The sequence below is a fragment of the Candidatus Chlorohelix allophototropha genome, from assembly GCF_030389965.1.
GTDB lineage: Bacteria > Chloroflexota > Chloroflexia > Chloroheliales > Chloroheliaceae > Chlorohelix > Chlorohelix allophototropha.
Genome location: NZ_CP128400.1, coordinates 194,828 through 210,203 on the forward strand (window position 1 = coordinate 194,828; position 15,376 = coordinate 210,203).

12 protein-coding genes and 3 pseudogenes are annotated in these 15,376 nt (G+C 47.8%); 9 read left to right on the forward strand and 6 right to left on the reverse strand.

Annotation, left to right across the window (positions count from 1 at the left end; genetic code table 11):
* Positions 1-3 precede the first annotated feature (3 nt).
* The 8 genes and pseudogenes from OZ401_RS13660 to OZ401_RS25910 all read left to right on the forward strand — a co-directional run bounded on the left by OZ401_RS13660 (position 4) and on the right by OZ401_RS25910 (position 8,531).
* Positions 4-1,212: a carbon-phosphorus lyase complex subunit gene (locus OZ401_RS13660; RefSeq protein WP_341471027.1), complete on the forward strand. Its 1,209-nt coding sequence runs from the start codon at positions 4-6 to the stop codon at positions 1,210-1,212.
* An 11-nt stretch (positions 1,213-1,223) separates the two neighbouring features.
* Complete coding sequence (locus OZ401_RS13665) at positions 1,224-2,216, forward strand: alpha-D-ribose 1-methylphosphonate 5-phosphate C-P-lyase PhnJ (protein WP_341471028.1); 993 nt, start codon at positions 1,224-1,226, stop codon at positions 2,214-2,216.
* A complete protein-coding gene (locus OZ401_RS13670) occupies positions 2,209-3,078 on the forward strand; it encodes an ATP-binding cassette domain-containing protein (protein ID WP_341471029.1) in 870 nt (289 codons plus the stop codon). The genes OZ401_RS13665 and OZ401_RS13670 overlap by 8 nt, the downstream gene beginning before the upstream one ends.
* Positions 3,079-3,120: 42 nt before the next feature.
* The gene (locus tag OZ401_RS13675) at positions 3,121-3,828 is read left to right on the forward strand and encodes a phosphonate C-P lyase system protein PhnL (RefSeq protein WP_341471030.1); all 708 of its coding nucleotides are present in this window, start codon (positions 3,121-3,123) and stop codon (positions 3,826-3,828) included.
* A 35-nt stretch (positions 3,829-3,863) separates the two neighbouring features.
* Positions 3,864-5,012, forward strand: a complete 1,149-nt coding sequence (gene phnM / locus OZ401_RS13680; RefSeq protein ID WP_341471031.1) for a phosphonate metabolism protein PhnM — start codon at positions 3,864-3,866, stop codon at positions 5,010-5,012.
* 196 nt (positions 5,013-5,208) lie between these two features.
* On the forward strand, positions 5,209-6,135 hold the full coding sequence (locus OZ401_RS13685; RefSeq protein WP_341471032.1) for a metallophosphoesterase family protein: 927 nt from the start codon (positions 5,209-5,211) through the stop codon (positions 6,133-6,135).
* Positions 6,136-6,155: 20 nt separating this feature from the next.
* Complete coding sequence (locus OZ401_RS13690; RefSeq protein WP_341471033.1) at positions 6,156-7,370, forward strand: glycosyltransferase family 4 protein; 1,215 nt, start codon at positions 6,156-6,158, stop codon at positions 7,368-7,370.
* 322 nt (positions 7,371-7,692) lie between these two features.
* Positions 7,693-8,531: pseudogene (locus OZ401_RS25910) on the forward strand (IS256 family transposase).
* 19 nt (positions 8,532-8,550) lie between these two features.
* On the opposite strand, the pseudogene OZ401_RS13705 reads toward OZ401_RS25910, so the two are convergent.
* The 4 genes and pseudogenes from OZ401_RS13705 to OZ401_RS13720 all read right to left on the reverse strand — a co-directional run bounded on the left by OZ401_RS13705 (position 8,551) and on the right by OZ401_RS13720 (position 12,382).
* A pseudogene (locus OZ401_RS13705) lies at positions 8,551-9,612 on the reverse strand (IS481 family transposase).
* A 100-nt stretch (positions 9,613-9,712) separates the two neighbouring features.
* Complete coding sequence (locus OZ401_RS13710) at positions 9,713-11,335, reverse strand: 6-bladed beta-propeller (protein ID WP_341471035.1); 1,623 nt, start codon at positions 11,333-11,335, stop codon at positions 9,713-9,715.
* 56 nt (positions 11,336-11,391) lie between these two features.
* Complete coding sequence (locus OZ401_RS13715) at positions 11,392-12,060, reverse strand: tyrosine-type recombinase/integrase (RefSeq protein WP_341471854.1); 669 nt, start codon at positions 12,058-12,060, stop codon at positions 11,392-11,394.
* A complete protein-coding gene (locus OZ401_RS13720) occupies positions 11,996-12,382 on the reverse strand; it encodes a site-specific integrase (protein WP_341471036.1) in 387 nt (128 codons plus the stop codon). Before OZ401_RS13720 ends, OZ401_RS13715 begins: the two co-directional genes overlap by 65 nt.
* 271 nt (positions 12,383-12,653) lie before the next feature.
* Between OZ401_RS13720 and OZ401_RS13725 the strand changes: the two genes are divergently transcribed.
* Positions 12,654-13,745, forward strand: a complete 1,092-nt coding sequence (locus tag OZ401_RS13725; protein WP_341467879.1) for an IS4 family transposase — start codon at positions 12,654-12,656, stop codon at positions 13,743-13,745.
* Positions 13,746-13,902: 157 nt separating this feature from the next.
* Here the strand turns inward: OZ401_RS13725 and OZ401_RS25915 are convergent.
* Both OZ401_RS25915 and OZ401_RS13735 read right to left on the reverse strand, forming a co-directional pair.
* Positions 13,903-14,806, reverse strand: a pseudogene (locus tag OZ401_RS25915) (IS256 family transposase).
* A 112-nt stretch (positions 14,807-14,918) separates the two neighbouring features.
* Positions 14,919-15,071, reverse strand: a complete 153-nt coding sequence (locus OZ401_RS13735; protein WP_341471038.1) for a hypothetical protein — start codon at positions 15,069-15,071, stop codon at positions 14,919-14,921.
* Between the last annotated feature and the right edge of the window lie 305 nt (positions 15,072-15,376).

Below are 15,376 nucleotides of genomic sequence, written 5' to 3' on the forward strand. Positions count from 1 at the left end.
AAGATGGGCTACGTAGCAACAAAGGGTGGCACCGAGGCGGTATTAAAAGCCGAGCAATTGGTGGAATACTTTCGTCTTCGGGGAGAAACCGAACCGATTAAAATTGAGCAAATCAAAAGCCAGTTCAGGCTGGCGGTAGATCGGGCAATGAGCGAAGGCTCGCTTTACGCCCCCGAACTGGCAGCGTTGGCATTAAAACAAAGTGAAGGTGATGCAGTAGAGGCAAGCTTTCTACTGCGGGCTTACCGTTCCACCTTACCACGGCTGTCTTATAGCCTTCCTGCCAACGGAACCCGTATGAGGCTAATACGCCGGATTTCCTCTACTTTCAAGGATATTCCGGGCGGACAATTGCTTGGACCTACCCGTGATTATCAACCGCGCTTACTCAACACTTTGCTGACCAGCGAATCAAGTGAGACTATGCGCCGTTTCCTAGCTAATTTTGAAAAACAGGTAGAGAGTAACGAAACAGACGGGCAGAGCAGTACTTTCCCGAAAGTTATCGATAGTATGCGTGAGCAGGATTTACTGGCAGAAGCTGCCTCTATCGGCGATGATGACATAGACGAACCGTTTGATGTGACCCGCAAAGCTACCAGTTTCCCTGCTCCCCGTAGCGCCCGGCTTCAAATTATGGCGCGTGGGGATGCAGGAAGCTTACTTGCCCTAGCTTACAGCAGTATTCGCGGTTATGGTGATGTGCATCCAACTTTGGGTGAAATGAGAGTGGGTTATCTGCCTATTGAAGTGGCACATCCACTGACCGGAGAATCGGTGGAAATCGGGGAAATAATGATTACCGAATGTGAGATGGTTTCTAGAGTAAAAGCTACCGGAAACGAAGAGATAGAGCTTTCCCCAAAATTCGGGTTAGGTTACGGCTTCAGCTTTGGTCATGGTGAGGACAAAGCCGTTAGCATGTCTATTCTTGACCGAGCTATAAGCGCCGCCAAATCAGGTAAAGTACACGGGCAAAGTGGGCCCGCTGCTGATGAGGAATTTGTATTACAGCACATAGACGCTATTGAGGCTAGCGGTTTTACCGCTCACTATAAATTGCCCCATTACGTCACTTTCCAAGCAGACATCAGTGTGCTAGAACGCGCCAAAGATCATGCTACTGCCAAGAACGCCGCGCAAGCTGAAAAGCAGCTGCGTTTACAGCAGAAGCTTGCGAAAGACGCACAAGATAATACTTTACTGGATTAGGGAGACATAGAATGGTACAACCAGAACCTCTAGAACCTGATGAAGATTCTGGGTTAGATGCGCTTCTCGAACAGCTAATAGGTTCTGAGAATGTAGAACCTGACCCTGAACAGGCTCAAATCCGCGAAACGCTTTATAATTTCGGTTTTATAGATGAAGATTCCAAGCGCGAGGTACGGCGTAAGACCCTAAAGGCAGTGGCTATTCCCGGTCACCTCGTCCCTTTTGCCAGTCGCGACTTGCCAGTGGCGAAGGGTTGGGGAACAGGCGGTCTCCAGCTTACTTTTTCTATTATTAAGCCGGATGACCTTTTGAAAGTCATTGACCAAGGTGATGATGACAGCGTGAATGCAGTAAACTTGCGTCGCCTAATACAACGTACTACGGGAGTACCTATCACAACTGATACCACTCTCGCCAGTATTGTGCAAACCCGACACCGTGTGCCGGAAGAACCAATGCGCGAAGACCAGATACTGGTTTTGCAAGTTCCGATGGCAGACCCTTTGCGCTGGGTGCAGCCATACATCGAGCGTTCCACCGAGATGCATGCCGAGATGGATTATGCCCCTATCTGGGTGTATATGTACGAAAGTGTGGTTCAATCCGGCGATATGGATATATCATCGCAATATCCGGTTATGGTGGAAGGTCGTTATCTGATGGATACCACGCCTTGCCCACGCTATGACGTACCCCGCTTGCACATGTCGGAAACTCTTTACCTTTACGGGGCAGGTCGTGAGAAAAGAATTTACGCCATACCGCCCTATTCCAGAGTAGAACCGCTGGAATTTGAGGACTTTCCCTTCCGCACCGAACACAAACCGGAGCAATTCTGCGAAAAGTGTGGCAGCACTAACACTTATCTCACTCGCCACTATATAGAAGAGAAACAGGGCGGAGAGGGTCGCTGGGCTTTCTTTTGTTCGGATACCAGCTACTGCCAAAAACATATATTAATGAAAACAGGCGAAAAAGCAGAAAAGGTGTCCGGTGAGTGATAATAAAATAGTTCAAAACAACAAATGGGTTCTTCGAGCAGACAATCTAACCCGACGCTACGGGTCGGGCTGTGCTTATTGCTCTACTATTACAGGTCCTGATAATGATACCAACCAATGCCAGATTTGTAACACGGTAATAGCCTGCTCTCGCATAAGCTTTGAGCTTGGCGAAGGCGAAACGTTGGGTATCGTAGGAGAGAGCGGTAGCGGTAAATCTACCGTGATGCAGCTTGTGAACCTTAGCGTTCCCGCAGATGAAGGTGACCTTTGGTATCGCCAATCCAGCGAATACGACAAAGAGCCATTAAACCTACTAGCTTTGGACAAGTTTAAGCGCCGCACCTTCCGCAACCAACAACTTGGCATTGTTCACCAACGCCCGGAATTGGGGCTAAACATGAACTTTACGGTGGGCGGCAATGTGGCGGAAAAATTGTTAATGGCAGGCTGGCGTAATGTAGGAGATATCCGGCAAAGAGCAAGCCAGTTGATGGAGTTAACCGAGTTACCCTCCTCCCGGTTGGATGATGACCCGCATACTTTCAGTGGCGGTATGTTACAAAGGGTGCAAATTTCAAAGGCTTTATCCAGCAACCCTTCTGTATTATTGCTGGACGAGGTAACTACCGGACTGGACTTGTCGGTACAGGCGCGGGTGCTGGACTTAATTAAACGCCTCCAGTGGGAACTGAAAATAGCTATGTTGGTGGTTTCGCACGACTTGGGGGTTATCAAGCAACTAGCAAGCCGGACTCTGGTGCTGAAAAACGGACAGATTGTAGAACATGGCTTGACCGACCAGATTTTGGAAGACCCGCAGCACCCCTACACCCAGTTACTGGTGTCTTCGACTCTGTAAAAATGAGCGTAAAAAGAGAGCGATTCAGCTTTGGAAAGTAAAATGCAGAAAACTGACACAGCCCTGCCGATTCTGGAAGTGCAGGGGCTAAATAAATATTTCCAACTTCATTTACTGGATGGGCGCATAATTCGCCCGGTTCTTGACGTTTCTTTTACCGCTAGGAGCGGCAGTATTCTCCTGATTAGCGGCAGGAGCGGCGCAGGTAAGACCACCATTTTGAAATGTATTTACCGCACCTACTTGGCTAATGGCGGGGAGATTTGGTACAACTCCCTGAATCAAGGACGAGTGGACATTGCCTCGATAGATGAAGCTGAGGTGCTTCGCTTGCGGGAAATCGAGCTTGGGTATTGCTCGCAGTTTCTGAAGGTTTTGCCGCGTGTATCGGCGCTGGATGTGGTAGCCGAGCCTTTGGTACGGCGCGGAATGGCATTTGGAGAAGCCCGCAATGTGGCAGGCGGTTGGTTAGCTCGGCTGGGTTTGGAGGAAAGCCGCTGGCAAGCCTTTCCCATTACTTTTAGCGGAGGAGAACAGCAACGCTTAAACCTTGCCAGAGCCTTCATTGCCTCCCCTAGATTATTGCTGCTAGACGAGCCAACTGCCAGTTTGGATATTCATTCCAAGTCTATTGTACTGGAAATGATTAATGAGACCAAAGCATCAGGAGTTGCCATTGTGGTGGTTTCCCACGACACCTCCGCGCTAGCTTCGCTGGCAGATGAAACTTACTGGTTATCAAACAATTGATACCACTTATCTTGGAATTGGAAGGTCGTTCATTAATGAAGAGAACGCTTATTAAAAATGCCAACTTGATTTTACCGGATCGCCTGATAGAAGGGGGCTGGTTACTAATAGAAGGAGCTAAAATTGCGGGGTGGGGGGATAGTAGTAACTGTCCTTCCCGTGAGCTTTTTCAGGTCAATGCCAGTGGGGATTTTCTCATGCCGGGCATGATTGATCTGCATTGCGACTCTATTGAGAAACTAGTTGAACCTCGCCCTGATGTCCATTTTGAACCGCATTTGGCTTTGATAGAAAATGACCGTCGGATGGCTGGTTGCGGTATTACCACTGAATTTCACGCCATTTCGCTGGATGACAATGAATTTGGGGTGCGCTCGGTTAATTTTATTCGCGATTTTATTCATGCAATAAAAAGTGAATCTAACACCTTGGTGCGACACGAAATTCATGCTCGGTTGGAAGTAACCAGTAAGAACGGTTATGAAATAATCTCTCAGCTAATTAAAGGAAATGAAGTAAGTCTGGTTTCTTTGATGGATCATACGCCCGGACAAGGACAATACACCAGCGAGGAATCGTACCGGTCTTATATCAGGCGCACTATCCATATTAGTGAGCAGGAAATTGACGCGGTGCTGGAATTAAAAAAAGGGCAGGAAGCTGAAGTACCAAACCGCATCGAGAATGTAACCCGTTTGGCGCGAAAGGCTGGTATCGCTATTGCCAGTCATGACGACGACTCTCCGGAGAAAGTTGCGCAATTGAGCGCCTTGGGTGTCACTATCAGCGAATTTCCCACCAGAATGGAAGCGGCAAGGAAAGCGCATGAACTGGGTTTGGCCGTGTGCCTTGGTGCGCCTAATGTAGTGCGCGGGAAGTCCAGCGGGGGCAACTTACGAGCCATTGAGGCTATAGAGGCAGGCGTATGTGATGTGCTTTGTGCGGATTATTACCCTTCGGCAATGCTCACTGCTGTATTTAAACTAGCCAGTCAGCACATAATGAATTTGCCCGAGGCTGTCCGTCTGGTGACAATAAATCCTGCCAGCGCTGTGGGATTCGGCGCAGCATTGGGTACTTTGGAAGAAGGCAAATTGGCTGATCTTATTTTGGTAAGGGTTGATCGACATCCCAGAGTACGGCGTCTATTTGTATCCGGTAAGGAACGTCTTGTACATGAGTAAGTCTAGAAATGGTTTAACCTGCTCGGTGTCATTACCTTCCAGAAACCAGTGTTTTAACCATCTCACAGAATAATTAACAACCCTTTAAAACCCTCTTAATCCCTCTTTAAAGTGTTAATAGTAGCTTATTAGAGTAGCAAGTATATCAGCTAGGAATATTTGCCTAGAAAGAATTATTGGAGAAAGGGTGACAACAATGCGTTTTGTTGTGCTGGGTGATTTGCACTATTCAGTTTACAAAACCAATTCACTATGCCAAATTCGCGAAGAATTTTATGAGAATTTATTTTCCAGCGTGTTGGAACAAAAACCCGATGCTGTTTTTGCTATCGGCGATACTGTAGATAATGGTTTCCCAGAGGAGTTTGAAGGTTTACATGCCTGCGCCCGACGAGTAGGGCTGAATTTCTATACCGTGAACGGTAACCATGACCTCCTTGAACTTCCAAGGGAGGAAGTAGCGCGCTGGACAGGTAACCGCCAGCCCTACTTTACCCTTTCATTTGACCCAGTTACAGGCATTGCCAACCCCGACACTAACCGATTTTCAAATCTTGTTGTTCTGGATACGGTCAAGGAAAAATCTCCAAAAGATCACGGGGGATTTGTCTGGTCTGAACAGATCGCATGGCTGAAACAGCAAATTGAAGCAAGTGAGAATAATCCAATTTTTGTTTTCGGTCATCACCCACTTAAAAGCGAAACTCTGTATTCCAGTTTCAGAATGCTGAAAGTAGATAACAGCCACGAGATAAAACAGGTATTTTTGAGAAAACAGACCGGGCACGGTTTTTATTTTTGTGGGCATAACCACGCCAATAGCATTAATAGGCGGGGAAATTGGTCTTTTATTCAAACTGCCGCTCCACTGCGCACCAATGACTTCCGAATCATTGATTACACTCCTAACCAAGTAAGTCTCACTACTGTAGTAGTAAAAAACAGGAATCAGCAAAACTTGGCAAAGCAATTAACCAAAGCTTTGGGTGATTTTCTCATGCTTCCATCCCGAGGATTTGAGGCAGACCGTCATTTAACCATCCCTCTAGCATCTCAGGAAAAATCGGGGGCAGAATTGCTGTCAAATGATTATTACAAAAGAGTTAGGGGAAGAGTAGCCTAAAGCCGAAAAGAGGTTCCTGATTGCAGTCCTTCAATAATAAAAAGGTTCTGGTTGTTAGTGAGTCTCTTGGTCCGATAAATGGAGTGACTCGGGCAACTGGATATTTGCTAGATTACCTTCTCCGCCAAGGAATCGAAACTGCTGCACTTGCTCCTAACTTATATGGGTTGAACCAAGCAGATACTTGGCAGGGGTGTTTGCCTGTAATTCGTCTCAACGGTTATCCGCTGGTATTTAACCCAGAATTAGCGGTAGTCAAGCCTTTTCGAATGAGCAAGGTTTTTAATTCAACCTTTACCCCGGATATAATCTATATGGCAAGCCCTGCCAGTACCGGGCTTCAGGTTTGGTGGCAGTTAAAGAAAAGCGGCATACCTCTGGTAGCAAATTTCCAGACTGACCTAGCTTATTACGCCCGTTTGATGCTGCCGAAGCCAATTGGCAAACTGGCTAGCTGGGGTCTTGAACGGCTTATGACACATGCTTTTCGGCATCCTTCGATAAAAACTGTGCTAGCGCCCTCCCACAACAGCGAAAAATACCTGATAGAATTGGGAGTTCCTTCTGAAAAAATCCGGCTGGTGGGAAGAGGGGTTGATGCCACTTTCTTCAACAACTCTAAACGAAACTCGCAGTTGCGGCAGAAACTGGCACCAAACGGAGAGTTGCTGCTCTTGTGTGTATCGCGCTTAAGCCTAGAGAAAGGCTTTGAGTTTCTGGCAGAGGCATACGAGGAAATTTCGCGTCGAGCATTGACTGATCAATCGCTTCCACTCACAAAACTGGTTATTACAGGGGGAAATGCCAATCCAAATATAGAGAGAAATATTAAGAGCTATTTCGAGTCGAGACATCTGGATGTGAATTTTACCGGTCCCCTTAGCGGCGAACCATTGGCTGAAATATTTGCTTCGGCTGATCTTTTTTTATTTCCCTCTTTAACTGAAACTTACGGGCAGGTAATTCAGGAAGCAATGGCAAGTGGTTTGCCAGTAATTGCAAGAGGCGAGGGCGGTCCTGTCGACTTAGTTATTCATGGTAAAACAGGTTTCTTGGCAGATCCTCACAATAAGGCAGAATTTGTTGAATATGCTCTGAATCTGATAAAAGATCATAACCTCAGGCGCAACTTTGGGAATAATGCTCGCAACCTGATCGAAGGTAGAAACTGGGATGCGATTAACTCTCAAATTGTACAAATAATGGAAGAAGCCATAGTCCAAAATGAGGAATAAAAAACATTGCTGTGATGAAGGCTGGTTAAAATAATCGGGAAGAAGTAGAGAGCCCTTCACTGGAAGCCCTTTCTTAAGTGAGGAGCATTATATTATCAGGGTTGTAACACCTACATTCCATAAAAATCTCCATAAATGCTGCGAAAATCCCACAATGTACCGGGATTATCCCACGTTTGTACAAGATTTGCAGAGAGTGTATCCTAACGTGTGTAAATGGAAAAAGCTGATGGTAAGATAGCCGAAAATAAAACCAACTATTAAGGAGAAAAAACCAGTGGCGGCTAACGAGAAACCAGCTAATCCAGCAAAACCCATCAACCTGCCTTCCGTCGAAGTAGTGCAGCAGGAACTGGCTTCGGCTCGTTCGATTGAAGATTTCTTTGGTCGGGAGGGGATCTTCGCTAAACTGTTCGCTCGCACCCTGGAGGAAATGCTCGAGGCGGAGCTAACGGCCCATCTGGGCTATGAGAAGTACGAGGTCAAAGGTCGAAATAGTGGCAATAGCCGTAACGGTAAAGTTACTCGCCAGTTAAACTCCTCGGCCGGTAGTACCACCATCCAGGTGCCGCGCGATCGTAACGGTGAGTTTGAACCGACCCTACTCAAAAAATACGGTCATAACACCAACGAACTGGAAGAAAAGATGTGGACGGACTAAACGGTTTCAGTGAAGCGATCCAGGCGGTTTTTCCCTACGCTCAGGTTCAGCGCTGTGTGATCCATCAAATCCGTACCAGCCTGCGCTATGTGGTGTGAAAGGATCAGAAAGCCTTTATGGCTGACTTGAAAACGGTTTACAAGGCGGCTACTCGGGAAGAAGCCGAACTGAACCTGCTAAACCTGACCGATAAATGGGGTGGGAAGTATGCGATTGCGGTAAAGCGCTGGGAGAACAATTGGGCGGAGCTGTCCACCTATTTCGACTATCCACCAGATATCCGGCGGCTGATCTATACTACGAATTCCGTCGAGGGATACCATCGCCAATTGCGTAAAGTGATCAAAACCAAGGGCGCTTTTCCCTCCGCTGAGTCTGTTCGGAAGCTATTTTACCTGGCAAATTGTGATATTACCAGCGATTGGACCATGCCGATACCTAATTGGGCGTGTATTTTGAACCAGCTTTCGATCTGTTTTAAGGAAAGAGTAACTATTTGAATTCAGCAGCCTATTCCTTTTACACAGCACTATTGACATACCCCGCCTGACTTCTGGTGGCGGTAGTTTCTAACAGTTTATCCAATCTCTTCTGATCTGCCAAGGACTTGCTATCTCGAAAGGTTTGAAGAGGGGTCTTACAGTAACAGTACCGACCACTGTGCGCGCGCTCCCGATTGTAATACTCCAGCCATTCGTCCAGATCGGCCTGCACCTGTTCCGTCCCCTCATACACTTTCTTGCGAAAGGCCACCGCATAAAACTCTTCTTGCATCGTTTTGTGCAGCCGCTCCACGATGCCATTAGTCTGCGGCGAGTAAGCTTTCGTTTTGGTGTGATCGATATCCTCGATTGCCAGATACAACTCGTATTCGTGGTGAGCCAGATTGCCGCAGTACTCCGTCCCTCGATCAGTTAGCACTCGCAGCACTTCCACCTCCTGCTGCTCGAACCAGGGCAGCACACGGTCATTGAGCATATCCGCCGCCACCAGGGCATTCTTGCGATCATACAGCTTGGCGAAGGCCACCCGCGTGTAGGTATCGATCACCGTCTGCTGATAAATTCTGCCCACTCCCTTGATATAACCAACATAGTAAGGTATCCTGGGCGATCAGATAACCGGGATGCTCAGTTTCGATCTCACCGTGAGCTTCCTTCTCCTCTTTAGCCTTTTCCAGGGCTTTAAGCTGGGTGATCAGGTTCTCTTTGGCTGATGGGCTTTCGGCCGTTTCTTGAAGGTTTCCAGGTCGTGACGCTGCCAGATCCCACGCACTCCACCCGGTGAAACGAAGATCCCACGCTTCTTGAGCTCATTACTGACCCGTAACTGACCGAAAGCCGGTTGGTCAAAGGCGAAACCTACCACCGCTTCTTCGACCTGGGGTTCGACCCGGTTAGGCTTTTTGTGGCTGACATCGAGCAGGGCCAGTTCACCACCGCTCTCGAACAGTTCGCGGTAGCGGTAGAAAGTATCGCGGGAATAGCCCAGGACTTTGCAGGCCTGGCTGACGTTCCCTAACTCCTGGGCTAATTTGAGCAAGCCCACGCGGGCTTTAATGATTTTTTGTTCGGCTGACATCGGACACTCCTTCTGCTAGTGTTTGGTTTTAGTTTAGCATATGTGTCCGATCTAGTCCTAATCATTACATTTTATTAGTTTTATACTTTTAACCCCAAAGCTAACGTTGTCGGAACTTCTGAATGCGGCTGTTTCCAGCATCCGCCACAAGGATATTACCCTGCCCATCCACAATTATTCCAGAGGGACGGTTGAATTGTCCATCACCACTACCCTGGCTACCCCATTTCGTCAGAAACTTTCCACTACTATCAAACTTCTGGATGCGATGGTTATAGCTATCCGCTACGTAGATATTACCCTGTTCATCCAAGGCTATTCCTCTTGGAAAGCTAAACTGCCCATCACCACTACCCTGACTACCCCACTTGAACAAGAACTTCCCACTACTATCAAACTTCTGAATGCGGTTATTTCCAGCCTCCGCCACAAGAATATTACCCTGCCCATCTATCGCTATTCCAGAGGGACGGTTGAATTGTCCATCACCACTACCCTGACTACCCCACTTGAACAAGAACTTCCCATTACTATCAAATATCTGGATGCGATGGTTAGAAGTATCCGCTATGTAGATATTACCTTGTTCACTTACTGTTATTCCCCATGGATTCGCTACCTGCCCGTCACCATTACCCCAACCTCCCCAGTTGAGGATAAATCTACCTTGCCCGTCAAATTTCTCGATACGATTGATTCCCGTATTAACCAAATAGACATTACCCTTTCCATCCACTGCTATTCCAAGTACACTGCTAAGCTGTCCAGCACCCATGCCACTACTGCCCCACTTGAACAAAAACTTGCCGTTCCCGTCAAACTTCTGAATGCGATAATTACGTGTGTCAGCCACAAGGATGTTACCTTGCCTATCTAATGTTATTGCCTCTGGTTGGTAAAACTGCCCCTCGCCTTTACCCTCGCCACCCCACTTGAGTAGAAACTTCCCACTACTATCGAACTTCTGGATGCGATGGTTATAGGTATCCGCCACAAAGACATTACCCTGCTCATCTACCGCTATACCTTCCGGTTGTAAAAACTGTCCATCCTCATTACCCTGACTACCCCATTTCGCCAGAAATTCCCCATCTCCATCAAACTTCTGAATTCGAGGCTTATAATATTCAACAACATACACATTGCCCATTCCATCCACTGCTATTCCAGTAGGAGAATTAAACCGTCCATTCTCATTACCCTGACTACCCCACCTGTTCAGGAATTTCCCAGTGCTATCAAACTTTTGAATGCGATGATTGTCAGTATCAGCCACAAAGATATTACCTTGTTTATCTACTGCAACTCCATTGGGATTATTAAGTCCGTTATAATCCCCTCCAATCTTCCAGACGAACTCAACATTTCCAGCCTTGGGGGTTTTTATCTGCTTACCCAAAAGCCCCAGCAACACATCATAGGGGGTGTTGGCATTTTCAGGATGCAACTCCAGCCTATGCCGCTCGAACCATTGGGTCAGGAATTGTTTGCCCGTTTCAGGGTCGGTCTCCATCTGCGCGTCAGTAATAGGATAGCCATAGGTGGGCAAGCCACCATTGCTGCGCCAATAGTCCAAAAACTTCCCGCTCACCGTATGCCCGGTTTCCTTGAAATACTGGCTCTCTTCCGCAAACAGCGGGTGCAGCACCGGGTTGAACAACGCGCTTAGTAGTAAGGTGGCAAACAATAATCCAATCATCCCCTGACGCTTCCCGCTTCTCATTGCAGCTTCCTCCCTTTTGCCCAAGGCTTTCAATAAACTTTCGATTCCTTTTCCACCTATTCCAGAATAATACAAAAGGTTATTAATTCTATACTTTTAGCCCCGATTAGCGCCTCCACCCCCTGCCATGACACGTCTTTTACCGCCTCCAAACTGTTGATGTATATCTGGGTGGTGGCGATGCTGGAATGGTCGAGGAATTGGCTGACCTCTTCTAAGTCTGCCCCGGAGCGCCTTCTCAACTTGGCAGCGGTATGCCTGAGTGAGTGAACTTTTATATGCTCCAGTCCGGCTAGGCTGGCGGCGCGGTGCACTATTTGATTGATAGTGATGGGGGCAAGGGGGCGTTCCTCGGCGCTTTGATGCTGGGGGGCGACGAAGAGGGGGCTGTCGGGGCGCATGGTTTCCAATCTGCCGGCCGCTTTGAGGTAGCTCTGTAAGGCGCTCCACACCGGGGGTGGGATTTCTCGCCAAGAGCTTTTGTGTCCCTTGCCGGTGTAGTGATAGTCCAGTTTGCCCGCTTCGCTGCCCGCTCTTAGGTCTTGCCAGCACAGTTGGGCTATTTCACTTCTTCTTCTTCCGGTGTAAAGGTAGAAAGCCAATAGGGCGTAATCTCTTAGCCCTTTGACGCTGGCGCGGTCGCAGGCTTTTAGCAGCGCCTTAGCTTGTTCGGGGGTTAGCCCTTGGGCGTGTTCGTAGGGATGGGCGTTGGACGGCGCTGGCAGGGTTGAAGCTGTGCAGGTATTGTCCGGGCGTTACCTCATATCTTTGGGCGAATCTATAGAAGCTACTCACGGCGGCGAGTCTAGCTTTGATGGTGGCATTAGCCAGTCCGGCTTGGTGCATATCACTCGCCCAGCGCTGGCAGTCGGAGCCGGTTATCTGGGCCGGGTGTTTGCTCACCGAAGCCATGAATAGGCGCATGTTTGCCTCGTATTCGTTTCTGGTGCGTTTGCTGCCCCGGCGTGCTTCCGCTGCTTCCAGCCATCGAATAGCCGCTTCGGTCCATTCGTCTGCCTGGAGTGTTATCAGTAAAGTATCCATCATTCGCCCCTTCTACCCATCTCTATTTCTTCAGTTTGCGACCAGATTCGGATTGTATAACCTTCGTATTCGACAGCAGTATATTAGACTTTTGGTTTTCGAGTTATCATATTTCCAATAAAGCAGGTGTTTCGCCACAGGTCGGCCGGGTAATCCAATAAAAGATTTTGCTACCGTACAGATATAAAGGAGAGGAAAAGGAGGAGAAGGTTGAGGCAGAGTGGTAAACTGTAGTTTTCTTACCGACCAAAGTAGAAAGCAAAAGGATACCAAAATGAGTGACAACCTTCGCCGACATCGTGCCATAAAACAGCAATTGTTGCAACTCCACCCACAAGCGCAGGGGCGCGAATTACAATATTTAACAATTCTAGCGATGGTGATCAGTGGGATTGTAGGTAGTCGGCATAGTGCGTTGCCTAATATCGCCGCCAAAGTGCCAGATAAAACTAAACGGGAAAGCCGCATCATCCGAATGCGCCGATTGCTCAAAAATGATAACTTTAACCAAAAAGTGGTGTATGCTCCTTTCGCCAAACAATTGCTGAGTAGCCTGTGTCATTGTCCACTGGTACTGGTGATAGATGGCAGTCAGGTTGGTGCTGGTGGAATGGGCTTAGTAATCAGTGTAGTATATCAGGGGCGGGCTTTACCTTTGGGTTGGTTGGTGGTTAAGGCTAAAAAGGGACATTTAGCTCAAGCTTTGCACATCAGATTGTTAAAGCAAGTTCACTCGTTGGTTCCGTCTGGTAGCCAAGTAGTCTTTTTGGGTGATGGTGAATTCGATGGCTGTCGTTTGTTAAGACGGTTAGATTATTACGGTTGGCAGTATGTCTGTCGTACTGCTAAAAATAGCCAGGTCTGGTTGGATGAACAAGCTCATTATGCCATCAGTAAGTTAGGGGTTCAGCCTGGTCAGGTAGTGAGTCAGAGCGGCGTAGCATTCAGCAAACACGAGTACGGACCAGTACTGGTCATAGCGGTCTGGCAAAAGCCTTACCGTGAGCCACTTTATCTGGTGAGTAATTTGGCTCTAGCCCAGGAAGCAATCCGGTACTACAAAAAGAGGTTTAGGATTGAAACCTTCTTTTCCGATAGCAAGAGCCGAGGGTTTCGGCTGGACAAGAGCCATTTGGATGACCCTAAACGGCTAGAAAGGTTATTGTTAGCGGCTTGTCTGGCTTATCTTTGGATTGTACATCTGGGTACGATAGCTTTAGCTGAAGGCTGGAACCGGGTCATTCATCGCACCGAACGACTGGATTTGAGCCTGTTCAATTTAGGTTTGAACCTGCTTGAGCATTTTTTGAATGAACATTTACCCTTACCAGTCGCCTTTATCCCTTTTCTTTTAGAGGATTTCTAATTGTGTACGGTAGCAAAGATACAATAAGAAATAAAATGTATCAGATTGTATCTAATTCTTATCAATATGTTACATTCTCTATCAAAAATATGAGTGAATCCCGTTAAAAAACCGCCTAGATTGCTTCTGGCTACAGCTATATTCTACCGGGGCCGATTTAGCAGGTTGAGTTCGGCTTCTTCCCGAGTAGCCGCCTTGTCAAGTCAGCCATAAAGGCTTTCTGATCCTTCCAGACCACATAGAGCAGGCTGGTGCGGATTTGATGAATAATGCAGCGCTGAACCTGGGCGTAGGGAAAGACCGCCTGGATCGCCTCACTGAAACCGCTTAGCCCGTCCACGCAAGCGATAAAAATATCCTCGACCCCACGCCCTTTCAGAGCACTGATCACTCCCAGCCAGAATTTAGCTCCTTCCCCAATGACCCAGAATATCGCGCCGCCCTTCCAGATCGACCCCCAACACATTGTAAACTGCCATATTCTCGACTTTGCCTTCCCGGCGCATTTTCACAAAGATGGTGTCCAGATAGATGATCGGGTAAATAGCTGCCAGTGGCCGGTTCTGCCAGGCTTCTACCATCGGCCAGATCATGGCGCTGATGGTAGCGGGCGAGATTTCCACCCCATACAGATCCTGTAAAGTCTCCTGCAAGTCTCGGGTAGAGAGCCCTTTGCCATACAGACCCAGGATCTTTTCTTCCAGTTCGTTGGTGTTATGACCGTACTTTTTGAGTAGGGTGGGTTCGAACTCGCCATTGCGATCCCTTGGCACCTGGATGGTGGTGCTACCGGCTGAGGAATTTAGCTGGCGAGTAACTTTGCCGTTTCGGCTATTACCACTATTACGACCTTTAGCCTCATATTTCTCATAACCCAGATGGTCGGTCAGTTCCGCCTCGAGCATTTGCTCCAGGGTGCGAGCGAACAGTTTGGCGAAGATCCCTTCCCGACCAAAGAAATCTTCGATGGAGCTAGCCTTGTCCAGTTCTTGCTGGACCACTTCTACTGATGGCAAATTGCTGGGTTTTGCTGGATTTGCTGGTTTGTTGTTAGCCGCCACTGGTTTTCTCCTTAATAGCTGTTTTTATTTTCGGCTATCTTACCATCAGCTTTTTCCTTTTACACACGTTAGGATACACTCTCGCTAATTGTTTGACTATTCTCACACTCCACTAAACCGAGGCAAGCTCAAATTCAATTTGCAGCGGATCAATGTCACGGTAGAACGGGCTGCCGATCAGCAGCGCTATTGTGCCGCTGGATACCTGGCGCACCTCGTACTGCACAGGTAACCATTCCGCCTGGATAACTACAGGCTCGCTCATCTTGCTCCTTCCATTATATGGATATGTATCTGCGCGGCTTACTACTGGCGGAGCGAGACGGAAAACCACCTGCCTGTCAGCAAAGCCACCCATGTACTTGGTTACAATTCGCCCCCAAACATTATGGGAGCGCTTAGATACAGTTTATGTGACGTATATAAACTTTTATTTCACAATCTGAGCCTGCGAGTTCTCTTACTTTGAACAACATCCATTGTCATAAGTAATAATCGCTAGCATATCTGCGCATCAACTAACGTCACTAGCGTAAGACAAACCTGCCAATGCGGGTTTCGAGCGCTGTA